The organism is Natronincola ferrireducens (assembly GCF_900100845.1).
In the GTDB taxonomy this organism is placed as follows: domain Bacteria; phylum Bacillota; class Clostridia; order Peptostreptococcales; family Natronincolaceae; genus Natronincola_B; species Natronincola_B ferrireducens.
The window spans coordinates 381,338-406,720 of sequence record NZ_FNFP01000002.1; the positions used below are offsets into that span (position 1 = coordinate 381,338).

The 25,383-nt window shown below is 33.7% G+C and carries 25 protein-coding genes, 1 pseudogene and 1 other annotated feature; of the genes and pseudogenes, 9 read left to right on the forward strand and 17 right to left on the reverse strand.

All coding sequences use genetic code 11. The annotated features are described in order from the left end of the window. Positions 1 to 61 precede the first annotated feature (61 nt). On the reverse strand, positions 62 to 496 hold the full coding sequence (locus BLS22_RS07370; RefSeq protein WP_090552911.1) for a Fur family transcriptional regulator: 435 nt from the start codon (positions 494 to 496) through the stop codon (positions 62 to 64). A 117-nt stretch (positions 497 to 613) separates the two neighbouring features. Beyond that, positions 614 to 1,312, reverse strand: coding sequence for a DNA/RNA nuclease SfsA (gene sfsA, locus BLS22_RS07375; RefSeq protein WP_090552914.1), 699 nt, complete (start codon positions 1,310 to 1,312; stop codon positions 614 to 616). Between the two features lie 112 nt (positions 1,313 to 1,424). On the opposite strand from sfsA, the gene BLS22_RS07380 reads away from it, so the two are divergent. Then, complete coding sequence (locus BLS22_RS07380; protein WP_090552917.1) at positions 1,425 to 1,877, forward strand: hypothetical protein; 453 nt, start codon at positions 1,425 to 1,427, stop codon at positions 1,875 to 1,877. Between the two features lie 21 nt (positions 1,878 to 1,898). Here BLS22_RS07380 and BLS22_RS07385 read toward each other — a convergent pair whose 3' ends face one another. The 13 genes from BLS22_RS07385 to BLS22_RS07440 all read right to left on the reverse strand — a co-directional run bounded on the left by BLS22_RS07385 (position 1,899) and on the right by BLS22_RS07440 (position 14,876). After that, entirely contained in the window at positions 1,899 to 2,171 is a 273-nt protein-coding gene (locus tag BLS22_RS07385) for a DUF1292 domain-containing protein (protein WP_090552920.1), read from the reverse strand. Between the two features lie 75 nt (positions 2,172 to 2,246). Beyond that, positions 2,247 to 2,651, reverse strand: coding sequence for a Holliday junction resolvase RuvX (gene ruvX, locus BLS22_RS07390; RefSeq protein WP_244269506.1), 405 nt, complete (start codon positions 2,649 to 2,651; stop codon positions 2,247 to 2,249). A gap of 25 nt (positions 2,652 to 2,676) precedes the next feature. Then, positions 2,677 to 3,627, reverse strand: coding sequence for an aldo/keto reductase (locus BLS22_RS07395; protein ID WP_090552925.1), 951 nt, complete (start codon positions 3,625 to 3,627; stop codon positions 2,677 to 2,679). A 1-nt stretch (position 3,628) separates the two neighbouring features. After that, complete coding sequence (locus BLS22_RS07400) at positions 3,629 to 5,815, reverse strand: hypothetical protein (protein WP_090552928.1); 2,187 nt, start codon at positions 5,813 to 5,815, stop codon at positions 3,629 to 3,631. Between the two features lie 2 nt (positions 5,816 to 5,817). Continuing rightward, positions 5,818 to 6,084 carry an IreB family regulatory phosphoprotein gene (locus tag BLS22_RS07405; protein ID WP_090552931.1) on the reverse strand — a complete coding sequence of 89 codons (267 nt, stop codon included), beginning with the start codon at positions 6,082 to 6,084 and terminating at the stop codon, positions 5,818 to 5,820. A 126-nt stretch (positions 6,085 to 6,210) separates the two neighbouring features. Continuing rightward, positions 6,211 to 8,853, reverse strand: coding sequence for an alanine--tRNA ligase (gene alaS / locus BLS22_RS07410; protein WP_090552934.1), 2,643 nt, complete (start codon positions 8,851 to 8,853; stop codon positions 6,211 to 6,213). A 67-nt stretch (positions 8,854 to 8,920) separates the two neighbouring features. After that, positions 8,921 to 9,151 (reverse strand) — a binding site (T-box leader). A gap of 58 nt (positions 9,152 to 9,209) precedes the next feature. Further along, positions 9,210 to 10,442, reverse strand: coding sequence for an AI-2E family transporter (locus BLS22_RS07415; RefSeq protein ID WP_090552937.1), 1,233 nt, complete (start codon positions 10,440 to 10,442; stop codon positions 9,210 to 9,212). A 144-nt stretch (positions 10,443 to 10,586) separates the two neighbouring features. Then, positions 10,587 to 10,757 carry a hypothetical protein gene (locus BLS22_RS15085; RefSeq protein WP_176762093.1) on the reverse strand — a complete coding sequence of 57 codons (171 nt, stop codon included), beginning with the start codon at positions 10,755 to 10,757 and terminating at the stop codon, positions 10,587 to 10,589. Positions 10,758 to 10,840: 83 nt separating this feature from the next. Then, complete coding sequence (locus BLS22_RS07420; protein WP_176762094.1) at positions 10,841 to 11,380, reverse strand: PRC-barrel domain-containing protein; 540 nt, start codon at positions 11,378 to 11,380, stop codon at positions 10,841 to 10,843. 221 nt (positions 11,381 to 11,601) lie between these two features. After that, positions 11,602 to 12,693: a tRNA 2-thiouridine(34) synthase MnmA gene (gene mnmA, locus BLS22_RS07425; protein WP_090552942.1), complete on the reverse strand. Its 1,092-nt coding sequence runs from the start codon at positions 12,691 to 12,693 to the stop codon at positions 11,602 to 11,604. A 60-nt stretch (positions 12,694 to 12,753) separates the two neighbouring features. Beyond that, the gene (gene nifU / locus BLS22_RS07430; protein WP_090552945.1) at positions 12,754 to 13,203 is read right to left on the reverse strand and encodes a Fe-S cluster assembly scaffold protein NifU; all 450 of its coding nucleotides are present in this window, start codon (positions 13,201 to 13,203) and stop codon (positions 12,754 to 12,756) included. After that, positions 13,196 to 14,377 (reverse strand): cysteine desulfurase NifS, encoded by a 1,182-nt coding sequence (gene nifS / locus BLS22_RS07435; protein WP_090552947.1) that lies wholly within the window; start codon positions 14,375 to 14,377, stop codon positions 13,196 to 13,198. Before nifS ends, nifU begins: the two co-directional genes overlap by 8 nt. Positions 14,378 to 14,426: 49 nt before the next feature. Next, complete coding sequence (locus BLS22_RS07440) at positions 14,427 to 14,876, reverse strand: RrF2 family transcriptional regulator (RefSeq protein WP_090552950.1); 450 nt, start codon at positions 14,874 to 14,876, stop codon at positions 14,427 to 14,429. A 165-nt stretch (positions 14,877 to 15,041) separates the two neighbouring features. Between BLS22_RS07440 and BLS22_RS07445 the strand changes: the two genes are divergently transcribed. Further along, complete coding sequence (locus tag BLS22_RS07445) at positions 15,042 to 15,377, forward strand: phage holin, LLH family (protein ID WP_090552952.1); 336 nt, start codon at positions 15,042 to 15,044, stop codon at positions 15,375 to 15,377. Between the two features lie 13 nt (positions 15,378 to 15,390). Here BLS22_RS07445 and rfbD read toward each other — a convergent pair whose 3' ends face one another. Continuing rightward, a complete protein-coding gene (rfbD, locus tag BLS22_RS07450) occupies positions 15,391 to 16,209 on the reverse strand; it encodes a dTDP-4-dehydrorhamnose reductase (protein WP_090552955.1) in 819 nt (272 codons plus the stop codon). Between the two features lie 330 nt (positions 16,210 to 16,539). Between rfbD and BLS22_RS15090 the strand changes: the two genes are divergently transcribed. Beyond that, the gene (locus BLS22_RS15090; protein ID WP_090552958.1) at positions 16,540 to 17,397 is read left to right on the forward strand and encodes a CAP domain-containing protein; all 858 of its coding nucleotides are present in this window, start codon (positions 16,540 to 16,542) and stop codon (positions 17,395 to 17,397) included. Positions 17,398 to 17,460: 63 nt separating this feature from the next. Here the strand turns inward: BLS22_RS15090 and BLS22_RS07460 are convergent, their stop codons facing one another. After that, positions 17,461 to 18,093, reverse strand: a complete 633-nt coding sequence (locus BLS22_RS07460; protein ID WP_090552961.1) for a hypothetical protein — start codon at positions 18,091 to 18,093, stop codon at positions 17,461 to 17,463. A 581-nt stretch (positions 18,094 to 18,674) separates the two neighbouring features. Here BLS22_RS07460 and rfbF point away from each other — a divergent pair. From rfbF to BLS22_RS07490, 6 genes and pseudogenes are all read left to right on the forward strand, one after another. Next, positions 18,675 to 19,442 (forward strand): glucose-1-phosphate cytidylyltransferase, encoded by a 768-nt coding sequence (gene rfbF / locus BLS22_RS07465; protein WP_090552964.1) that lies wholly within the window; start codon positions 18,675 to 18,677, stop codon positions 19,440 to 19,442. A gap of 18 nt (positions 19,443 to 19,460) precedes the next feature. Beyond that, the gene (locus BLS22_RS07470) at positions 19,461 to 20,414 is read left to right on the forward strand and encodes an NAD-dependent epimerase/dehydratase family protein (RefSeq protein WP_143011264.1); all 954 of its coding nucleotides are present in this window, start codon (positions 19,461 to 19,463) and stop codon (positions 20,412 to 20,414) included. A gap of 17 nt (positions 20,415 to 20,431) precedes the next feature. Continuing rightward, positions 20,432 to 21,499, forward strand: a pseudogene (locus BLS22_RS15370) (NAD-dependent epimerase/dehydratase family protein). Positions 21,500 to 21,513: 14 nt separating this feature from the next. After that, positions 21,514 to 22,872, forward strand: coding sequence for a UDP-glucose dehydrogenase family protein (locus tag BLS22_RS07480; RefSeq protein ID WP_090552968.1), 1,359 nt, complete (start codon positions 21,514 to 21,516; stop codon positions 22,870 to 22,872). Positions 22,873 to 22,907: 35 nt separating this feature from the next. Continuing rightward, positions 22,908 to 23,312 (forward strand): polysaccharide biosynthesis C-terminal domain-containing protein, encoded by a 405-nt coding sequence (locus BLS22_RS07485; protein ID WP_090552971.1) that lies wholly within the window; start codon positions 22,908 to 22,910, stop codon positions 23,310 to 23,312. Positions 23,313 to 23,618: 306 nt separating this feature from the next. Further along, a complete protein-coding gene (locus BLS22_RS07490) occupies positions 23,619 to 25,382 on the forward strand; it encodes a glycosyltransferase (protein WP_143011265.1) in 1,764 nt (587 codons plus the stop codon). Position 25,383: the final 1 nt, after the last annotated feature.

Genomic DNA, 25,383 nt, shown 5'->3' on the forward strand with positions numbered 1-25,383 from the left:
GTTTTAAAAGTCTAGTAAAAAATATTATAACATAGATAAAGTCTTGCAGAAATCTGCAAGACTACTTACACTTAGAACAAATGCCGAAAAATTTTACTTTGTGGTCATTTATTTGAAAATCATGGCTTCTTTCGATTTCTTCTTCTAAATGTTCTAATAGGTCAATTTCTACTTCTGTCACGCCACCACAATTTTGACATATTAAATGGTGGTGCTGATGGTCATCTTCATGGGTGTTGAATTCATATCTACTACAGCCATCATCTAAATTTATTTTTAATATTACTTGCATTTCATCAAGTAATTGCAATGTTCTATATACAGTGGCCAAACCAATATCTGGACATTTTTCCTTTACAAGGTCATATATTTCTTCAGTATTTAAATGTTTACCTCGATTATCTATAATGACGTCTAGTGTTGCTCTCCTTTGAGGTGTCAATTTATACCCTTTTTCTTTTAGTTTTTCCTTCAATGATTCCATTAGGTTTTCCATTTTGTCACCTTCGTTTCTCAAATAATAACACTTTTCATGTATAAGTATAGTATAAAACCTTATTGTTGTCAATCATTTCTATTTTTAACTGAAATTTATTTTGTACCCAGTATTTTTCTATAGAATAATTTCTAATTGGTTTTTTAACCTTAGGCTGTTTGGTGTTACATGACAGGTATAAGCATAAAATTCTACGTCTACTTTTTTTGCCAATAATACTGCCTTATAAAAGGCTTCATCCATCTCTTGATTAGGGGTAAACTTATTGGCATCATCTCTTTGAATAATAAAAAATACTGCTGTCCGAAATCCCTGTTTTTTTGCTTCTATTAGCTCTAATATATGTTTTGTTCCCCGGTCAGTTGGAGCATCAGGGAAAGAGGCTAAGTGATTTTCCTTCACCAAAGTAACACATTTTGCTTCCACTAGAACGGATTCTTTTTTGTTAGAAAGATAAAAATCAAACTTACTGTTACCAAAGGTAACCTCTCTTCTTATATCATCATATTGCTGAAAACCCTCTATATCTTTATTTAAAAAGGCCTTATGTAGAAGATTATTTGGAAGCTTAGAGTCAATATTGATTAAAGTATTGTCTTTATAAACCATCAGTAGATCGTATTGGGTTTTTCTATGGGGTTCATTCACTTTCCTAAGGATTATGTTGGCACCGTTAGTTAAAAAGTCCTTCATCCTACCTGTATTAGGAATATGGGTGATTTCCAGCTTATCATCAATTAATACTTCCCCAATAAATCGATTGAGTCTCCGTTGAAATACACCCTCTACTTTGTTACCTTCAATATTTATTTTCATAATTTTCACCTTCATTAGTTATACTAAAGCTATCTACAGTTGTTAATATTTATGTTAAAACTTTTTCTATCTTTTGTAATAATTATTACCATTTTGAGAGGGGGTAATGATTTTGAAATCCAATTATAATTTGTTTTTAAATTTGGTTCATGGTATGTTTTTAGGGTTTGTTATAGGGATGACTTTATCAGTCATAACACTTGAATTCTTACCCAAAATAGCGGCTTATATTCATCCAGCTTATATTTATCCAATATTTTCTGTTATTGGAGGGGTAGTTGGTTATCTAAAGGGTATCAACAATTATGATAAATTGCTGTCTCCTCTGTTTTCTACCGTCGGAACTATAGTTATACCTATCGTAGCCATAACCTTATTATACTACCTATTGGGGTTTGACCGATTATTAGCTCTACCTCCATTCCTCTTTAAATCTGGAATAGGATTGAGGTTTATGGATACCCGTTTAAGTGCTTATATCATGACTTTTCTAATAACCTTAGGATTTGTAGCTGCTGTAGTCTCTAGTTTTTATATTAATAAAAGAAATAGATGGACCTATTAACTGTCCATCTATTTTTTATGACTATTCTTCCTCTTCTTCGTCTTCGTCTACGATTGCTTCATAGGCTGCTACAACATTTTCGTACTCTTCATCATCTTCAATAGCCACCAATGAGTATTCTTCTTCTCCTTCGTGGATTACTTTAAAGATATAAGCGTCCTCTTCTTCATCAGCACCCACAGGTATTAGTATGGCATATTCTTTTCCCTCTACATCTAAGGTCATAAGAACTTCAAAATTCTCCTCTTTTCCATCCTCATCTACTAACGTTATAATATTTTCATTTTCTTCCATTATAAATCCTCCTTTATTTATATTAACAATGTACAGTTGTATTATATACTAAAATTTGAGAAAAAACACGTTTTTTTATCTATTTATACTATCTAAATAATTTTGCAAAATATAAGTAGCAGCTACTTTGTCAATGACAGTTTTCCTTTTTTTTCTGCTCATATCTGCTTGGATCAGAGATTTTTCTGCAGCAACTGTGGTAAGTCTCTCATCCCAGAAAATTATTTCTTTATCTGTACGTTTTTTTAGTCTTTCTGTAAACTCCAATACCTTTTCACTTTGGGGGCCTAGGGTCCCATTCATATTTTTAGGTAATCCCACAACAATTTTTTCTACTTCATTTGCTTTAATGATTTCTTCTAGTCGCTGTAGATCCTTTTTTAGATTTGTTCGCTCAACCGTCTCTAATCCTTGAGCTGTCCATCCCATTAAATCACTTAAGGCAACGCCTATTCTTTTGTCTCCTACATCTAGTCCCATAAATCTTTTCAACTTTAATAACCTCCTATATGACTTTGATACAGAAATGGGGACAACTTTTTGAGCAATAGCCACATAAAACACATTTTTCATGGTCTACTATCAACCTATCCGCTTCAATTTTTAAAGCATTATGGCTACAAATCTCTGTGCATTTTCCACATCCTTCACACCAATAATCTATTTTTAATTTTCTTTTTTTGCCCTTTATTTTTTCTAATAATTGTTTATCTATGGATTTGCCTTGAAAAATTGCAATATTTGCATCGATCTCATCCTTTGATTGCATACCTACAGCTATAGCATGTAGGCAATCTAATCCAAGGACAAAGTCAAAGCACTCTTTAAAGCTTTTTAATAAATTGCCTCCCCCCAAGGGCTTCATACCATATATACCCTTCCCCATTTGATAGGCTTCGGTTAATACCTTTAGCATTTCTTCTATCGTGCCGTCCTGTATGCCAAGGCCAGCAATATTGACAATGGGATGAAGAATTTCTATCTCCTTGATTTTTAAAGAAGCTTCTACAGCTGCAACTGTATGGGTGGATATCCCAACAGCTCTAATATAGCCTTTTTCCTTCATTTTAATAAAGTATTCTAGTGCTTCAGCATGACCCCTTAGGGTATGCTGACTTTCCTGTTCATGGAGAAGAAATAAATCCACGTAATCCGTTCCCATTTCCTTTAGTGCCTTTTTAAGACTGTTTTCAGCTGTTTCTTGGGAATAGGCATAGGATTTCGTTGCAATAACAATCTCCTCCCTCTCCCAACCCTTTAATGCATTTTTGATATGGGGGTAGGTTTCATAAAGTTCTGCAGTGTCAAGGAAATTAATTCCCCTCTCAAATCCATGTAATAATAAGTTTCCACCTTCTTGAGGAGACTTATCGGCTTGTAGGGGGCCCATTGTTAGACTTCCAAAACAAAGCTTAGAGACTTCTATGGAGGTCTGGCCCAAAATTACTTTTTCCAAATTATTCACCCTTACATCTTTTTTGTCTATAGAAAGAATCCATAATTAAATATAGTATTGTAGTTGATAAAAAGATAATAGTTGTAGCAGCAGAAACAACCCCAGAGTCATTAACAGCAAAGGATACCCCACAGGCAACAATGATACCTCCCCAGCCTATGGTCATATTAGGATAAGTGGAGGTTATCTTCTTAATAATTCCTGCAGGTCTGTAGAATAATATCCCTACTATAGCTATAGTCATTAGAAGAACTCTACTCCAAACCGTTACCCCCATTACCCGTATATTCATTGCTATTTTTCTGGTGATGATTTGGTATATGACTATGGGTCCGTTGTCAACAATCTGTTGAATAGCAGATGCTAAGTGGCTGTGGTTTTCCATAAAAAACAAATCTATTACCGCCATCACAACCACCACTGATATAACACCAATAAGTATATATATAAGCCTTTTTATATTTATTTTCTTTTGTAATAGTCTAATGGAGGTAAACAAAAACGCAAATACAGCAGTAATGGTTCCTCCTACATTTGCCCCCATTGTAGGAAATGCTATAACAATGGTTGTTAGAAGATAAAATAGAATAACAAAGTATTTATTCATATTGTATCTATCTAAAAGAGTGGTGGTAAAGATTAAAACCGCCCCTATTAATACCCCCATATATTCATTACCTATGCCATAGTATCGGGCTCCTATAATAGGATCGTACCCTAAAATGGAGTTCTTAATTAGATTTTGTCCCAATCCAATATCTAGGATCAATCCTGCCGACACTAATAAAGAGGCATATAGTATGATATTTAGAGGTTCCTTTCTCCCTAAATAGTATAGCACAATAATCAATATGCCAGTAATAATAATCAAAAATATGTAATTAAGCGTTATCGTTAAAACCCCTAATAAAGGTAAAATTAACAAGGTGAAGGGTGCCACAATCGTTCCCAATAAGCAAAATGCTACAGGATTGTACCATTTTGCTGGTATTCTTTTTCTAAATACAATTGTAAGTAACGCTGCAACAGAAGCCAACATTTGGTACACAGCAAAGCTATACAAAATTCTGTAGCGTTGTAGAGAAGTATTAACAACTCTTCTGTTTAAATACTGAATGTAGGATATCCCATCATCAGCGGCTACAGTGGTGACACCTCTACCAATCATACCGATGGGCTCTATATCAAAATAACCTAATACAGTTGGGGCTATATCCACATTTCCAATTATCCCCATTCTCCGAGTGGTTCCCGACCATAGAAGGCCACCGGGGGCTCCTTCCTCATAAATGACTACAGGGGTCAATCTCTCACCTCTGGCGGCAGCATCATCAGAAGGATAGGGTGTTACCAGCATAAGGACTGTAGGATCACCCTCAATATGCTGTAACAGTTTATCAATAAAACCATCGATATTGTCTAATGCATTGTTTTTATGCTCTATGTACATACTGTTGGTGACGTTGGTCCTGTAGCTTTCTAGTCTGTTAATATCTCCTGTTTCGATGACAAAGAAGTTCCCCTCATTATAAGCTCCTATAAAAGCCTCCAGTAATTTATCATAGTTTGTCTTCATGCCAAAGGGACTATTTATATCCTTCTGGATTAGATCACCATCTACTTGTCCTCCATGAATATAGCCTCTACTATCCATAGGGATGAAGCCAGCTGCCCTTGATAGGTAATCCTCTGTATCGCTATTACCCAATATAATGGTTTTATAGCCCTGCTGTGTTAGCATCTCTCCTAAGGCTCCTGGCATTGCACCATATTCTCCCCTTAAATTTTGTTGAAGGAGGCTGTGAATATTATAGTTGATAATACCCTTTTCTGCCACCCCCCCCTCCATACGTCTTTCATATATGGCTTTGGTATTTTTATCTAAAGGATAAAATAGTGCCGTAGAATGGGAGGCTTCTGCCCTTATCCCAGCACCTAGGGTTGCATAGGATTTAAATTCACTATTTTTCCCTGAAGCTCTAGTGTTCATTAAAGTCACAGCACCTTCATCCATTAAAGCCTTAACCCTAGGCATCCTCTGGAGATCATCAAAGTTTACACGATTTATGATGACCATAATCACTTTAGGTGTCTCAGGCTTTTCTAAAGCATAAATTGAAGGGGTGAAAAGATTTATCATACTGGCTACTATTATTAATGTTAAAAACCATTTTTTATTGATTTTCAAGCTTATTCGCTCCTATTTTTTTCTAAGTATGTTTTTAGTAATTCCTCTAATAATTCATCTCTTTCAATTTTTCTAATGATACTTCTAGCCTCATTATAGTTTGTAATATAGGTTGGATCTCCTGATAGGATATATCCTATCATCTGATTAATTGGATTATACCCTTTTTCCTCTAGGGACTTATGAACTTCTATAATAATATCCTTTACTTGTTTTTCTTTATCCTTCTCTAAGTTAAACTTCATTGTTAAGTTGAATTTATCTCCCATAATTAATCCCCTCTCTCTTTATAATTAATTACATTTTACCATATTATACCCTTTGTCTCCAATTACATTTGAAAAATGTCATTAAAACGCAAAATAATAGGGCATGAAAATCCATGCCCTATTATTTTATCCATTTAATTGTTTTTTTAATAACTCTTCTGCTTTTTCCAATGCTTCTTGAATTTTTTCTGGGTTTTTTCCTCCAGCCTGGGCCATATCTGGTCTTCCACCACCGCCGCCGCCAGTAACTTTAGCAGCTTCCTTCACTAGATTTCCAGCATGTATGCCCTTTGCTACTAGGTCTTTTGTAGCTGTTGCAATAAAGTTTACCTTTCCATCGGCTTCAGATGCCAATAGAATAACCCCTGACTGTAGTTTATCCTTTAAGGTGTCTCCCATTTTTCTGAGGTCATCCATTCCCTGAACCTCCACTTTTTCAATGATGACCTTTACATCATCGATAACTTTAGCCTTGTCAACAATTTCATCTACTGCTCCTGTGGCTAATTTTGCTTTTAATCTGTTGATTTCTCGGTCTTTTTCCTTACCTTCCCCAATAAGTGCTTCTAGTCGAGGGATGACACTGCTTACCTGTGTTTTTAATAACTCTGCAGTCATATCAACAGTTTTTTGCTGACTTTTTGCATATTTATAGGCTTCAGCTCCAGTAACAGCTTCTATTCTTCTAACTCCAGAGGCAACGCCGCCTTCATTAAGGATAAGAAAAATTCCAATTTCGCTACTGTTTTTCAAATGGGTCCCACCACATAGCTCTGTACTATAATCTCCTACCTTTATGACCCTCACTACTTCCCCGTATTTTTCACCAAATAGTGCTTCAGCTCCCATTTGTTTTGCTTGATTGGGGGTGGTTTCAAAGGATGTTACTTGTAATCCTTGAAAAATTTGATGATTTACCTTTTCCTCTATGGCTGCTATTTCTTCTGTAGTAAGACCTTCAAAGTGAGTAAAGTCAAACCTTAATCTTTCTGGAGTAACTAGGGAGCCCGCCTGCTGTACATGCTCTCCAACTACTTCTTTTAGTGCCCTATGAAGAAGATGGGTAGCGGTGTGGTTTCTAGCAGTATTTTTTCTTATGGTTTCATCTACTTGGGATGTAACTACATCTCCAACATTTATCCTTCCTTTATTTACTTTAATTGTTTGATGGATTCTATTGTTAATTCCTTTTTTTGTATCTAAAACCATGCCCTCAAAGGTTTCGTTGTAGATAATACCTACATCCCCCACCTGTCCACCACCTTCTCCATAGAAGGTGGTTTCATCTAATATAATGATTATCTCATCATTTTCATGGGCCGATGCCACTACCTGATTGTCCTTTACAATAGCTAAAACCTTGCCTTTGTTTGTCAGAGCTTCATAGCCTTTAAATTCTGTTGCTATATCTTTGCTAAGACTGGTAAATACATCCTCTTTCCATCCCTCTGTATCTTCTCCACCCCTTGCTTTTCTAGCTCTCTCTCTTTGTCTTGTCATTTCCTCTTCAAAGCCTTGAATATCTACTTTTAATCCTTTTTCCTCCACAATTTCTTTTGTCAAATCCAATGGGAATCCATAGGTGTCATATAGCTTAAAGGCATATTCTCCCTTTAATGTATCTTCTTTAGCCTCTTCTATTTCCTTCATGTAGCTGCTTAAAATATCTAATCCTTGTTGTATGGTTTCTTGGAAGCGTTCTTCTTCCACCTGAATGACTCTTTTAATATATTCTTCTTTTTCCTTCAGCTCCGTATAGGTTTCACCATACATTTTTATAACTGCGTCCACTAGATTGTGTAAAAAGCTTTTGTCTATCCCTAATATTTTACCATGACGGGCAGCTCTTCTTAAAAGTCTTCTTAAAACATAGCCTCTACCCTCATTGCTGGGGAGAATACCGTCACTAACCATGAAGGTGACAGATCGTATATGATCAGTAATAATTCGTAGAGATATGTTTTTCTCGTTATTTTCATTATACTTCGTATTGGTTAATTGACAGGCATTATTTAAAATATATTTCATGGTATCTACTTCAAAGATAGAATCTACGTCCTGCATGATGCAAGCAACCCTTTCTAAGCCCATACCTGTATCGATATTGGGATTAGGCAATAGATTATAGTTGCCTTCTTCATCCTTATCAAATTGAGTAAATACATGGTTCCAGAACTCCACATATCGATCACACTCGCATCCAGGCTTACAATCTTCAGCACCACATCCGTATTTTTCTCCACGGTCAAAATAAATCTCAGAGCAAGGACCACAGGGACCTACGCCTATCTCCCAAAAGTTGTCCTCTTTCCCCAAACGAACAATTTTGTCGGTGGAAAGACCAATCTTTTTGTGCCATATGTCAAAGGCTTCCTCATCCTCATAATAAATAGAAGCCCATAGTTTATCAACAGGCATTTTCAGATGCTCAGTGACGAACTCCCATCCCCATAGGATAGATTCTTCTTTAAAATAATCTCCAAAGGAGAAATTTCCCAGCATTTCAAAGAAGGTTGCATGTCTTGCTGTCTTTCCTACATTTTCTATATCTCCTGTTCTTATACATTTTTGACAGGTTACCATTCTTTTACTTGGGGGAGTTTCAGTTCCTGCAAAGTATGGTTTTAGAGGAGCCATACCAGCATTGATTAACAATAGACTTTTATCATTTTGTGGGACTAAGGGATAGCTGGGTCTTGCTAAATGCTCCTTTGTCTTAAAAAAGTCTAAAAATAATTTTCTAATTTCATTTAATCCTTTCTTTTCCATACATATCCTCCTTAAAATATCTTTTATCTATGTAAAAATAAAAAAACCCCCATCCTTACAAAACTATAGTAGGGACGAGGGTATTCTCGCGGTACCACCCTAATTACCGTAAATACGGTCACTCAGAGAAAAAAGTCAAAAGATAACGGATTATCCGATAATCTCTAATCTAACGAATAGTTATTTCAAGATTATAGCTCAGAGACTGCTTCATATACCCTATCTAGAGGTTTTCCAGCCAAGAACCTCCTCTCTATCAGAATCAAGTACTATTACTATTTCTCATCATAGCTTGTAGTTATTTTTAATTTATTATTTGCATTATATAGAATAACCTATATCTTGTCAATATATAACTAAAATTTTGCAACGTAGCTTATGAAATGCTTGCCTAAAACCTTAATGGTGGCAGCAGCAGGAACAGCTATTAAAAGTCCAATAACACCAAAGAACTTTCCTCCAATAATTAGGGCTAAAATCACATATACAGGATGGATTCCTACACTTTTCCCAACTACCTTTGGGGCAATAATCCCACTTTCAATTTGTTGAATGACTGTAAAGACAATTATCACCCAAAGGGCTTTGATGGGGCCATCCATTAGGGCAAATAGTACTCCTGGTACAATCCCTATGACAGGCCCAAAATAGGGAATGATATTGGCTGTTCCTGCTATTAATCCTACTAACACTGCAAATTCAACCCTTAATATGAGTAGAGATATAGTAGTCAATAGGCCTACAAAGGCTGCAACCGTCAATTGTCCTCTAATAAACCCCCCCAACACTTTATCTATATCCTCTGCTATTTTAATGACTTGATGTCTGCAGGATTTGGGAATTAGGAGGACAATACTTCTTTTGAATTTATCAACATCCTTTAAAAAATAAAAGGCTAATATGGGGATCAACACCAGGCCAATTACTTTAGAAAATACATTTAGTAGTATGTTGGTGATGGCGGTAACTGCTCCAAAGATGATAGCCTCTATTCTATCGATATTTAGTCGCAATAGTCCTTTAATTCCATCTAATTCTGGTGGAAGATTTTGTAGGTTACGATCATATTTTAAATAGACATCATATAGATAATCATAGATATCATTACTATATTGGGGCATTAGTTCAATCAATCTTTTTACTTCCTCTGTGATTCTTGGAATTAAAGTGAAGGAAAGTATTAGTATAATGCACATAATTGTTAAATATAACAGTAATACCCCCCATATTCTAGGGATGCCTTTGGTATATAAAAAGTGTACAATGGGATTTAGGATATAAGCTAGTACTATGGCAAAAACAAAAGGCCCTAATATTTGAAAAAGTAATCCCCTTATCCTAAACATAAAAATCATTAACAATAAAACAATAAAGATAAAAATAAATTGATAAATTTGTTTTTTCCCTACATTGACTTTATTGTCTTTTTCAACATACTGATTACCGATATGGATGAGATAATAAATAATAAAACATAGTAATAAAAAAAGGGCTAACTGGGTTAAAAAAGTAAAAAACTCGGTAAAACCAGCACCTTCTACCATAATTTTTATATTTCTTGATATAGTTTCAATTGCAGTAGTTTCCATTTTTTGATCCCCCATAATTGTAAATACTGTATACTTCTATTATACTCATAATTCCCCAATTATAAAAATAATTATAGAAATATTTTGTAAATTTTTTGTGTTTTTTCAAAAAAAGTCTAAAAGCAGCTTTTAGCTGCTTTTAGACTAAAAAATATTCATGCCACTCATAAGATTAACTGCCGTTGAAGCTATTTTTCTTCCTCGCTTCATCATTCTTTTTTGCTCTCTAGTACTCATATTTGAAAAAGCATACATACCTACTGTTGCTCCTATTACACCGCCAGTAATTAAACCCATCATTGTATCTCTTTTCATTTAATCACTCCTTTTGTTATGGAAGAGTTTAAAAGAGTTTTGGAGATAAAAAATTATCTCTATCATAGTTTTTGTTAAATGCTTTATTTTATCCCCAGCAATTTTTTCAAGCCTCCACCTTGGGATGAGATGGTTTCTAAATGGGTATTTCCTATGACAATATAGTCCCGTTGAAAATCTATATGGTTTACCAAGGGTAATATTGAATGTCCCTCTATTAAATCATCAATAACTCCTTCACTAATAATAAACGCCAGTATTTTTCCACTGTTTTTTTCAATAATTGTATCCCTTATAGTCCCCACTAAATTTTTTTGTTCATCATAAATATGAAAGCCTATTACCTTTATTGGTTTTTCCACTGCGCTATTAATTTCTGGTGCTTCATGGGGGAAAATAATATCTTTTTCTGCAACAATAATAATTTCTTCGTGGTTAATATCCTTTATTTTTTGGAAGGGAATAATACGATTATTTTTTTTTTGAGAATTTTTCATTTTAATAGAGAAAGCTATTACCTTTAATGGATTTTTCCCATATATGATATCTTTTGTATAGGTAAGTTTTATTTTTTTATCCTCTTTTAAAATAGGTACACCTATTAATTCACTTCCTCGAATCATTTCCATCCCTCTTTTTGGATAAGACATTTTTAACTGTACTATATTTTTGCTTTCTAGGTCTAAAAAAATACAGTCAATGGTTGGATGATTGGCTATAGTTTTCTATTTTTTAAATTTTTATAATAATAGCACGCTACTGTTTATTAGCATACTATATAAGTGAGAAAAGGAAGGAGGTGAGAAAGTCCAATGTATAACAGATGATAAATGTAAGTTTATGGTTATTCTGTTGCCTTTGTTATGATGCCTCCGCCTATAACAATTTCTCCATCGTATAAAACCACTGCTTGTCCTGGTGTTATAGCCCTTTGAGGTTCATTAAAAACCAACTTCATCTTATTGTCGTTATAGGGATAAACAATCGCCCCTTGGGCTTTAGCGTTGTAACGGACTTTTCCTTCCACCGTCATAGGAGCTTGTAGTTTATCAAAAGTTATAAAGTTTACTTCTTCAGCAATTAGTTCCTTTCCAAAAACCTCGTGCTTGTCTCCTAATACTACTTGGTTTTTTTCTGGTATAATATCAATTACAAAGGCGGGTTTGCCTAGAGCAATACCTAAACCCTTTCTTTGTCCTATGGTATAATAGATGATTCCCTTATGTCTTCCTAAAACATTTCCCTCTTTATCTATAAAATCACCTTCATGAATTTTCTTAGGACTGTTTTCCTTCACGAAATTCCCATAGTTATTATCTGGTACAAAGCATATTTCTTGGCTATCTGGTTTCATTGCCACTGGAAGTTCCAATTCTTCAGCCATTTTTCTTATTTCATCTTTATTGTAATAGCCTAAGGGCATTAAAGTATGTTTTAATTGTTCTTGAGTCATATTGTATAGGGCATAGGTTTGATCTTTTTCATCGGTAACAGATTTTTTTAGTAAATACCTTTGTACTCTATCATCATACTCTATTTTGGCATAATGACCAGTAGCTACATAATAACAACCCAATTGATGGGCTCTTCTTAAAAATTCTTCGAATTTAATATGTTTATTACAGGCAATACAAGGGTTTGGTGTTCTACCTTTTGTATATTCATCTATAAAGTAATTAATCACTTTTTCTTTGAATATCTCCTTAAAATTCATAACATAGAAGGGAATATCCAGCTTAGCTGCCACCCGTCTGGCATCCTCCACTGCCGATAAAGAACAGCAGCCTATGTCTGATTTTATTACCTCTTCATTATCCTGCCATATTTGCATGGTAACCCCTATTACCTCATATCCCTGTTTTTTTAAAAGGTAGGCGGCTACGGAGCTATCCACCCCTCCACTCATTCCTAAAAGAACTTTATTGTTTTTTTCCAAAATTTCCACCTCTTTATTGTTTGACAATAACAAACCCGAGAAAGCTCTCGGGTTGTTTTTTTAACAGTGTTCTCCTTCATGCTCTTCATGATGATGATCGTGATCTTCATTAGGATCAAAGCCCTCTAGTTCATCAAAATGTAGGTTGTGTTTTTGAGCATAATCATATATTGCAGATTTTACTGCCTGCTCTGCCAATACAGAACAATGCATTTTTACTGGAGGTAATCCATCCAATGCATCAGCTACAGCTCTATTGCTTAATGCTAATGCTTCCTTGATGGTTTTTCCCTTGATCATTTCTGTAGCCATGCTGGAGGTAGCAATCGCAGAGCCACAGCCAAAGGTTTTGAACTTTACATCTACTATTGTATCTCCCTCTATTTTTAAATACATTTTCATAATATCGCCACATTTAGGATTCCCTACCTGCCCTACTGCATCAGCATTTTCTATCATCCCAACATTTCTTGGGTTCATAAAATGCTCCATTACTTTATCACTATACATTTTTTGCTTCCTCCTTTATGTTTTCATACAAGGGTGACATTTGTCTTAATCGTTCTACAATTGGTGGTAATTTCTCTATAACATAATCAATTTCCTCTTGGGTTGTAGGATCTCCTAACGATAGTCTTAACGACCCATGGGCTATTTCATGGGTAAGTCCTATAGCCATTAGCACATGGGAGGGATCTAGGGACCCTGATGTGCAGGCTGAACCACTGGAGCCAGCAATCCCAACCATGTCCAAGCTCAGTAGTAGGGATTCTCCTTCAATAAACTCAAAGGAAATATTTACATTCCCTGGAAGTCTTTTGGTTGGATGTCCATTTAATCTGGTATAGGGTATTTTGGCCATTAGTTTATTAATTAATTGGTCTCTAAAATTCAATAATTGTTTATTATGACCTTCAAGATTCTCATGGGCCAGTTCCGCTGCCTTACCAAAACCTACAATGGCTGGAAGGTTTTCTGTTCCTGCTCTTCTTTTCTTTTCCTGTCCTCCACCATGAACCAATGGATGGAGTCTAACTCCCCTTCTGATATATAAAGCTCCTACCCCCTTTGGTCCATAAAGCTTATGGGCTGAAATAGATAATAAATCTACACCTAGCTCTTCTGTATCAATAGGTATGTTGCCATAGGCCTGTACCGCATCTGTATGAAATAAAATATTATTTTCTTTAGCTATGTCAGCAATTTCTTTTATCGGCTGTATCGTACCAATTTCATTGTTGGCATACATAATGGTAATTAATATGGTAGTATCCTTAATAGCCTTTTTTAATTCGTCTAGGCTAATCAAACCATATTCATCTACCTCTAAATAAGTAATTTCAAATCCTTCTTTTTCTAAATATTCACAGGTATGGAGCACTGCATGATGTTCAATCTTAGATGTGATAATGTGGTTTCCTTTATTTTTTAAACCATAAGCTACACCCTTTATAGCCCAGTTATCAGCCTCAGAACCACCACCTGTAAAGTATATTTCCTCTGTCTTTGCTCCTAGTGATTTAGCTACTCTGTCTCTAGCTATATCGAGGGCCTTTTTACTCTCTCTGCCAAAAGAATGAACACTTGATGGATTCCCAAAATGTTGCTGGAAATACGGTAGCATTTCTTCTAAAACATCTTTATTTACTGGGGTTGTAGCTGCGTAGTCTAAGTATACTTTCATGTAATCCTCTCCTTAATCCTAAGTTTTAATCCTGCTTATTGATTTGAACTTATATATAAAACATATAATTATCCTTATGCTTTATTTTATTATAATCCTGTAGCATATCCTCTAGTGTAATTGAATCTATCACATTATTGAAATTGTCTCGAATTTTCTCCCAAACCATCTTGGTAACACAATGTTTAGATCTCTCACAGGCCTTTGGGTCCTCCTCCATTACACATTCTGAGGGAGCTAGAGGCCCTTCTAATGTTCTGATGATATCTCCTACAGTAATATCTTTAGGATCACTGGCCAGCATATATCCACCCTGTGCACCTCTTACACTTTTAACTAATCCTGCTTTTCTCAACGTGGCAACCAATTGTTCTAAGTAATGATCTGAAATTTCTTGTTTTTCTGCGATGTTTTTCAAAGCAATCGGCCCATCTCCATAATATAAAGCCAATTCAAACATTGCCTTCAGGCCATATCTTCCTTTTGTTGAAAGCTTCAAGCGATCCTACCTCCTTTAATCCCAAGTAAAATGATTGGAATTTAATTTAATTATAGTATACCCTAGTATTTCTGTCAAGATTCTTTTGATGGATTATTATTTTGTAACAATTTTATAAAATCTTTCATAATATATAGGATACATGTAATAGGGAGGTTTTGTATTATGATTGATTTGATACTTTTTATGCTGATTATAACGTTAACAGCATTATTTATTTTTGTAGTAGCACCTATTTTTACTAAAGTAATCACTAAAAAGGATATAGATAGAATTCAATTAATTATTCATAGAACTGTTCTGTATGTAGAACAAATGCTCCCCCTAGGAAGTCCTCAAGATAAGAAGAATCTAGCACTAGATTATTCCTTTAAAATTTTTGATTTTTTAGAAATACCAGTTGATGAGAATATTGTAGAGGTGTTTATAGAATCGGAGATTTACTTATTAAAGCTGAAGAATAATCATATTGAAGGGATAGATTTAATCCCAAAAAAATAGAGTACTAAATACTCTACTTCGATAGGTAAGTCCTTAAAGCCTCCTCCCATGGAGGTAATTTTATATGAGAATTATTTTTCAAACTAGAATTTCTAGGTCTTGATATATTTTTTTCAACATCTGTTAAAGATATAGGTGCTACTTTGGCATCTATATTTTTAATTTTAAATGTTTCCTGCGCAAGATCATACCAAGAACAATGGCCTTCATTAACAAAATGGTATATGCCATAATTTCCCTTATTTATGATTAATTTTTCAATAGCTTTAGCTAAATCCTCTGTATAAGTAATACTACTTATCTGATCGATTACTACCTTTAAAATTGTATTTTTACTAACCAAATTTAGTGTAGTTTTAATAAAATTTTTTCCCTTATGACCAAATAAAGCAGCCGTTCTAATAATATAATATTTTTCCATATATTGCTGTATATATAACTCACCCTCATACTTGGTTTTCCCATAATAATTGATAGGATTTGGTGTATCATCTTCATTGTAGGGACTTCCTTTTTCACCATCAAAAACATAATCTGTACTAATATAGATTAATTTGCTATTAATTGCTTCTGCAATTTTAGCTATGTTTTCTGTGCCTTTTGCATTTACCCTATACGCAATTTCGGGCCTTTTTTCACAGGCTTCTATATCTGTATAAGCAGCAGCATGAATAATACTATCTGGCTTTATGTGATGAAGTATTTCATAGGTTTTATCTAGATTGTTTATATCAATAGTTCTTTTGTCAAAGGTAAAAATATGGTGTTCCTTGAATCGATTGAGTAATTCATCACCCAATTGACCTGAGCTCCCTAAAATACATATTTTCATTTTTCTATGCCCCCCTACTGGTTATTAAAATCATTATATGTGTATGTATTTTTTTTTAGAAATAATTTATAGAGTTAATAGGATTATTTACAACTAATTGGCAGTTGGATTTTTTATCGGTTTAACTTTATCTAATACCTATTGCTTTCAACAATTCTTCATATAATGTATAATTATTCTTTTATGTTTTTATTCCTTTTGAAAAATAAGTATTTTACTAGAGTTCCATATATTTCATATGTAACTTTATTCCAATTTGATTGAAAATAAATGCATTCTATTGTATTATAGGTTGAGTAGGTTAACATAATATCAAAGGAGTGGTAAACTATGGATAATAGGTTAAAGAAAAAATTAATGGTCCCAGTTATTACAACTGCGCTATTATTGTCAACAGTGGTGTCAGCAAGTGCTTATTCTGAGAATACAGGTATAGAAAACATAAGATTGTCATGTAATATTCAAGCAACTACTACATTTAGCAATGGATCTACATCCAGCTTTTCAAGATTTTTACAAACCTTTAAAAACAATGGATCAAATCCTATAAGAATTACTTTTAAGAATGACACTGCACAACCAGAAAATACTGAACAGCAAGAAGTACCACAAGAACCTCAGCAACAACCACAAGAGCCTCAGCAACAACCACAAGAGCCTCAGCAACAACCACAGGAGCCTCAGCAACAACCACAGGAACCTCAGCAACAACCACAGGAACCTCAACAACAACCACAGGAACCTCAACAACAACCACAGGAACCTCAACAACAACCACAACCGGTAAAGCCTGAAAACCCATCTAATGCAAGACACGCTTTAACATCTGCCGAGATTCAAATGGTCGAGTATGTAAACCAAGCAAGAACTGAAGCAGGACTTAACCCATTGACTATTGATGTAGACTTGTCTTATGTTGCAAGGGTTAAATCAAAGGATATGCAAGATAACAACTACTTCTCACATCATTCACCAACCTATGGTTCACCATTTGATATGATGAGAAGTTTTGGAATTCAATATAAAGCTGCTGGTGAAAATATTGCTATCAATTCTAGTGTGAGAGGTGCCCATAACGCCTTTATGAATTCAGAAGGTCATAGAAATAACATTCTAAACCCTAGATTTACTCATATTGGAATAGGTATTGAAAATAGACATTATACACAAATGTTTATTACAAAATAATAAGCATATTATATTATGTAGACTAAAAAACTGCCTCCAGCAGTTTTTTAGTCTTTTTTAGTGTTATAATATATTATTTGTTAATTCAAATTGTTTGGGAAAAAATTCTGGGAAGGGACTTAAATCAAAATCTTCACAAATATCGTTCATTACAAACTCTTCACAATCAGGTGGTTCTGGACAAAATCCAAATTCAGGTATTAATAATTGTACTCTCCCTATTACCTTGACAATCATAAATACGCCAATTGCAAATAATAAATGTCCATCTTCTTCCCTTGGTACAGCTAGGGTTCGCGATGCTGTTTCGATATCAATTTTGAATGTAAATTCATCTCTTGCTTCTGGTATATATACAACAATATCTTTTGATATATCTGGCAATCTTCCCACTATATTAATGGTTGCTCCTGTCCTAATACTCTTTACCCTCAAATCAAAGGTAAGTTTAGCTGTAAATCTTACACGGCTAAAGTTAGGTCTATTATGTATTGGGCTAATCACTAATGTCTCATCAATAATTTCTCCTGGATGAAAGGTAATGTCTACAAACTCAAACTCTTCTTTTTGTTGTAGGGGTATCTTTATCAATTCAAAACATTCCCTTTCCTTGTAGTGGGCATAGACTTTATCAGCTATTATGCTCACTGGTTGAAAATCAGGTACATATGTACTGTCCTTTGAATTATTTTCCATGGCTTATCTCCCCTCCCCTTTTAAAACCCTAGCTATTTTTCTATATAATATCAGCATATGCAATTACTAAAATAGTGTTACAAAATACATCCAATAAATATTGACAGTTTCTACTTTGTTAATATGAAATTTTGTTACTCTAGTATTTACTATGAAAAGAAGATGATAAGGGGGAATGTATGGAATTTATGTAACTCATAGGGTTATGAAGACATATAGTATATAAATAGAATTTTGAAAAGTAAGTACTATTGTTAACAATTACTTTATATCTAAGCTATGTTAAATATTTCTGTTGATTTCCAACTAAATAACAATCATAAGACCTTCTGAAGGTAGTGAAGGATCTTATCAGAAGTTTTTATAAAATATCAATAGTTATCTTTAACAGAGTCTATATCTAAGATAGTATTGATGCAAAATCTGTTTGCTTTAGAGCTTAGTATTTTATGCTTTAGATTTGTTTTGCTTTGTATCAAAGGAAAATATCTCAGGTAAGCTATAGGTTCGTTAATTACTTACCACCAAAACAGTCTCAAATCATATAATGAACTGAGAACAAAAGTTAGGAGGAGATATATATGAAAGCAGTTATTCTATGTGGTGGAAAAGGTTTAAGGCTGGGTGGAGATTCTAGCTTCCCTTGTAAACCTTTGGCTAAGGTCGGTGAAATGCCTATATTATGGCATATCATAAAAATATATATGCATTATGGAATTAATGAATTTATTTTTTGTTTGGGACACAATGGTGAAGCTATAAAAGAATATTTTTTGAACTTTGATTGGAAAAATAACGATTTTAAGCTGAGGATTGGTAGCAATTTAAAAGAAATAAAATTTTTTAATGAACTTGACAATTTGAATATTACCTTTATCGATACTGGTTTAGATACTATGACTGGTGGCAGAATTAAGAGAATACAAAAATATATAGATGAAGATGAATTTATGTTAACCTATGGTGATGGTGTTTCTGATATCAATTTAAATCAACTCATTAAATTTCATCGACAAAAACAAAAAATTGCTACTGTTACTGGGGTCAAACATAGATCCTCCTATGGCATTATAGATGTAAAGGATGGAATCGCTACTAGTTTTAAAGAAAAGCCTTTACAGGATGGTTGGATAAACGGAGGCTTTTTTATTTTAAGAAAAGAAGTTTTTGATTATATTGATAATGATGAGACAATTTGGGAGAATGAGCCCTTAAGAAATCTCGTCCAGGATAATCAACTGGCTGTCTATCAACATGAAGGATTTTGGCAATCTATTGATACAATTAAAGATTTGCAAATAATCAATGAACAATGGGTTAATAACGATAGACAGTGGGTTAAATGGTAAAAAATGGAGGTGGGTTCTGTGGGTGGTGCTTTTACCAATAAAAAAGTGTTAATTACTGGAGCCAATGGATTTATAGGCTCCCATCTAGTTAGAAGAATGATTAGTGAAAATGCTGAAGTTCATATTATAGTAAGAGAAGGATCAGATGTATGGAGGATTGAGGATCTAATAAAAGACATTATAATCTATAGGGCTGATACAAGGGATTCAAAAAAAATAAATATTTGTATAAATAAAGTAAAACCTGATTATGTTTTTAATATGGCGGCTTATGGTGTTGATTCACGTCAAAAAGATTATTTTATTGCTGCTAATACGAATATTATAGGTACAATGAATATCCTAAATTCTTTGATTTCTGTGGGATGCAAAAAGTTCTTAAATATAGGTACTTGTATGGAGTATGGCGATAAAAAAGAAGTAATTAAAGAGGATTGTCATTTAGAACCCTTCAATATATATGGAAGTACTAAAGCAGCTGCTACTATGCTATCCCACCAAATTGCTGGGGAGAATGATATCGATATTGTTACTCTAAGGGCTTTTGGTGTTTTTGGAGAAAACGAAGGAAGTCACAAATTTTTTCCCCATATTATCTTGTCAATTTTAAACAATGCAGATGTAAATTTAACTGGTTGTGAACAATATAGAGACTATTGTTATATTGAGAATATCATCGATGGTTTTGTTTTGGCTGCTGAAAATGATGCTATTAAAAATGAGATATTTAATATAGGTACTGGTAGGATTCACCCATTAAAGTACTATGTTGATAAGGTTTGTGCAAAAATGAAGGCTATAAAGAAGCCTAATTACGGAGTTATACCCTACAGAACAGGAGAAGTTTGGAAGCCACATCCTGACATTAGCAAAATAGAAAAGCTATTAAAGTGGACGCCTAAAATAGCTTTTGAGGAAGGTCTAGATAGAACAATACAATGGTATGAAAGAAACAAGCATAAATATAAGTGAACGGGAGGAAAAGTCATATGTTGAAGGTTAGTTCCATTATTTCAGAAGATATTCAGATCATCTATAATGATTTGAAAGACTCTTTAACGGAAATTGAAGGAAGTACATGGTTGATTAGTGGAGGAGGAGGATTTCTTGGTAGTTACTTCCTTGATTTGTTAAATTATTGTAATGAAAAGGTATTTCATAATCCATGTAAGGTTATTTGTATAGAGAATTTTCTTTCAGGTACCCCTGAAAGAATTAAACATTTACAAAACAATCAACATATTCAAATCATAAAAACTGATATTGTAAAACCAATTGAAGTATATGGTGATATAGATTATATAGTCCATGCAGCAAGTATTGCATCCCCAAGCTTTTATCGCAAATATCCTATTGAAACCATTGAGGCAAATGTACTGGGGTTAAAAAACTTATTAGACTAAGGAAAAAACAAAAATATTAAAAGCTTCTTATCTTTCTCCACAAGTGAAATTTATGGAGATCCTACCCAAGAAAATATTCCCACACCAGAAGAGTACAATGGCAATGTATCCTGTACAGGACCCCGAGCTTGTTATGATGAATCCAAAAGACTTGGAGAAACCTTAGCTATTAACTATTATCAACAATATGGTTTGCCTGTTAAAATAGTTAGACCCTTTAATGTATATGGGCCAGGATTAAAGCTGGATGACAAAAGAGTTGTACCAGATTTTTGTAGGGATGCTCTATACTCAAAAAAGATAACCCTGTTGAGTGATGGAATACCAACAAGAAGCTTTTGTTATGTAAGGGATGCTTTAAGTGGATTTATGGCTACTCTTCTTTCCAACCATCATCGAGAAGCTTTTAATATAGGAAATGATGAAATAGAAATTAGTATGATAGATTTGGCAAAATTAATAGCCCAAAATGTAGGTGATGTTGAGATTGAGCATAAGCAAAGTAATGAAGTGGATTATCTCATAGATAATCCCCAAAGAAGATGTCCTGATTTGACCAAAGCTAGAACCCTGTTGGATTACAACCCAAAGGTAAATTTAGAAGAAGGCTTGGCAAGAACGCTAAAATGGTATAAGGAAGCCTATGGCTTGTAGAGGAGGAAGGGTTCATGAAAATTTCTATAATCGGTACAGGTTATGTAGGTTTGGTGACTGGAGTATGTTTAGCCTCTAAAGGCCATGAAGTTATCTGTATCGATAAAAAGCAAGAAGTAGTTGATAAAATTAATAATATGGACTCACCTATTTATGAGCAAGGATTGGAAGAGCTTATGATCAAAGGAATAACAGCAGGAAATCTCGTTGCCACAACAGACTTAGAAAGCTCGGTGGTTAATTCAGAAATTTCTATTATAGCAGTGGGTACCCCGATTGATAATGATGAAATAGATTTAAGCTATATTAAGAAAGCTGCCCAAGATATTGGAGAAATATTGAGGGATAAAAATCACTACCATGTAGTTTGTGTAAAAAGTACGGTTATTCCAACAACAACTGATACTTTAGTTAAAGATATATTAGAGGGTGCATCGGGAAAAAAGATAGGAGAAATTGGTCTTGCTATGAATCCTGAGTTTTTAAGGGAAGGAAAAGCTGTGGAGGACTTTATGTATCCTGATAGAATTGTAATTGGTGCTTATGACCATCGTAGCTTTGAAGCAATGAAACATGTTTATGACGGTTTTTTCCATGCTCCTATCATTCATGTTAATTTGAGAACAGCTGAAATGATAAAATATACAGCTAATGCCCTTCTAGCAACTTTGATTTCTTTCTCAAATGAAATTGCATCTATATGTGAAAAAACTAAGAATATAGATATTACAGAAGTATTGGAATCTGTTACCCTTGATAAACGCTTTAACCCTAGAATTGATAATAAACTAGTTAATCCAGAGATGAATAATTACCTAAGAGCAGGTTGCGGCTTTGGAGGAAGTTGTTTTCCCAAGGATGTAAAGGCTCTAATCTCCTATAGTCAAGATATTGGTTATCAGCCACGGATTATTGATGCCACCATAAAAGTAAACAATGAACAGCCTATTAAAATAATCAATAGATTACAAGAAAGCTTACAAACATTAAAGGATAAAAAAATTGCCCTATTAGGTCTTGCCTTTAAGCCTGACACAGATGATATACGGGAGTCACCAAGCATCACTATAATCAACCGCTTGTTAGAAAAAGGGGCGCTTGTTTATGGTGTGGACCCAATAGCTGTTGAGAATATGAAAAAAAATATTCCTGAGGATAGGAAATCAATGTTCTACTCTACAGACTATAAATCTGCATTAACAGATGCTGATGCTGCTATTTTAGTAACATCATGGTCTGAGTTTATTGATATTCCTCCAGAAGATTTTAGTCAGTTAATGAAAAGACCTATCCTATTAGATGGTCGTAGAGGGCTAAATAAAAGAGCATTAGAAGATGCTGGTGTTGTGTATATTGGTATAGGATTAGCCTAGTCCTTAAAAAAATTCTTAGGAAAGAAGTGAATTCTATGGAGAGATTGTGTGATTTAATCAACATTGATCCTTATGAAGATCAAAGAGGAATGCTTAAAAAAATAATCATGAAAAGTCAGTTGCAGGATAGTGGTGAGGTGGGAGAAGTATATTTGCTTTATTCTAACCCCAATAGTGTTAGGGGCAATCATTATCACAAAAAAACCTTTGAGTATTTTACAATTGTTAGTGGGAAAGCAAAGGTGGCTTTGAAGGATTTGTCTAATGGGGTTCGGGAAGAATTTTATTTGTCTTCTAATGATAACATTGTTTTAAAGATACCTCCCTATATGGTTCATGCATTTAAAAATGAAGATCATCAACAATTAATTATTCTTGCTGTATCATCAAAAGAGTATAGTCAATCCAACCCTGACACATACGTTAAGGAAATTCTTTGACTATATCCTAAATAAATAAAAAGTTGTAGATAATTTTTCTGTGATATTAATTTAAATCTACGGCTTTTTTATTTATCCTTATATATGGAAATGAACAACTACCCATGCTTCACATATACTGTAGGATATAGATATAAAATTTAACGGAAAAGGAGTGTTAAAGTGAGACATTATTACTGTTCAACCTTTAGTAAGGACTATATTTATAAAGGATTATTATTATACAATTCTCTTTTGAAATGTGACAAAGATTTTCACTTCTTTATCATCTGTTTGCATGATGAAGTGAAGGTGCTATTAGATAAAATGAATCTAGAAAAGGCAACCCCCATAGCCTTATCAAGCATTGAGCAGGAAGACAAACACCTATTAAAAGTCAAAAGCTCCCGTAATGATAAGGAGTATATTTGGACTTCAAAGGCTTCTGCTATGCTTTATTTATTAAGGAACTATAAAGTTGATCACATCCTTTGGTTAGATGGTGACACATACTTTTACTCAAATCCTGAACCAATATTCGAGGAATGGGGTAGTTATTCAGTTATGCTAACAAAGGAAAAATGGAAAGTCACCAGCAGTAATGGTAACCAATCGAAGGGTTTATACAACACAGGATTTATGGGATTTAAAAATGATAAGCAAGCTTTACAATGTCTTAAATGGTTTAGAAAAGAATTAATTAATTGGTGCTATGATGAAGTAGAAAATGGTCTTTGGAGTGACCAGTTTTATGTCAATAACTGGAGGAAGAAGTTTCAAAATGTAGGGGTCATTAAAAACATAGGGGTGAATTTAACACCTTCCAAAATCCAAAGAAGCAAAGTTGAGAAAATTAATAACGAAATTTATGTTAATAATAAAAGATTGATTTTTTATCATAGCTTTGGATTTAGATACTATGATGGTAATGAATTTGATTTATATAGTTATATCTATACATTGAATCTTTCTAATGATGTACTAAAATGGATATATCTACCCTATATATACGAAGCTAAAGAAATTGTGAAACAGATAAATAGTATAGAAAATAACTTCTATAAAGAAGATAGACCTAAAGATAAATTTATAAGAAATTATTTTAATGTTAAACTTAATGAAGAAAATAATAGGGATTGTTATCAACTATGTACCATAATGACAAAAGATTATTTGGTACAGGGAATAGCATTATACAATTCATTGAAAAGGCATACGTCAAAATTTCACCTTTGGATCTGTTGTGTTGATAAGACTGTATACGAGCTTCTGAATAAAATGAATCTTGAAAATGTGACTCTTATCAGTTTAGAAAATATCAAAGATGAAAAATTAAATAATATTAAAAAACAAAGAAAAATCCATGAGTTTTGCTGGACTTTAAAAGCTCCATTTATTTCCTATTTGATGAAACACAACTACAATTTAAATTCAATTTTATATATTGATGCCGATGTGTTTTTCTTTGAAGATATAAAGATGATATATGAAGATTGGGGAAATGAATCGATATACTTAACCCCCCTCATGCTTAGACCTAAGCACGAGAAAAGGAAGGGCAAATACTCTGCTGGCTTAATAGGGTTTAAACGTGATGAATACGCAATGAAGTGCTTAAGGTGGTGGAAGCGTAAATGTATAAGTTGGTGTTATGATAGGTTTGAAAAAGATAAATGGAGTGATCAAAAATACCTAGATCATTGGCCTAATATAACGTCAAAAATTAAAATATCTGAAAATCTAGGAATAAATGCTGGTCCATGGTATATCAGAAGGGGTTACCAAGTTTTTGCTAAGGATAATAGAATATTTTTCAATGGTTATCAGTTAATATGTTATCATTTTAGTGGTTTGAGAATTTTTAATAAAAAAGAATATGAACTCTCTAATCGAACAAAGCTACCTGAAAGGTTACAGCTTATATATGCTATCTACGTCGATGAGCTGGCACATATAATTACTGAAATTAAAAAAATCGATGAAAACTTTATAAGTACAATTTCTTCTACTCCAAATTACGATAAACTGTATAATTATTTTACCTTAAATCAATCAACACAATGGCTGAAAAATTTAATGGATGGGATGTAAA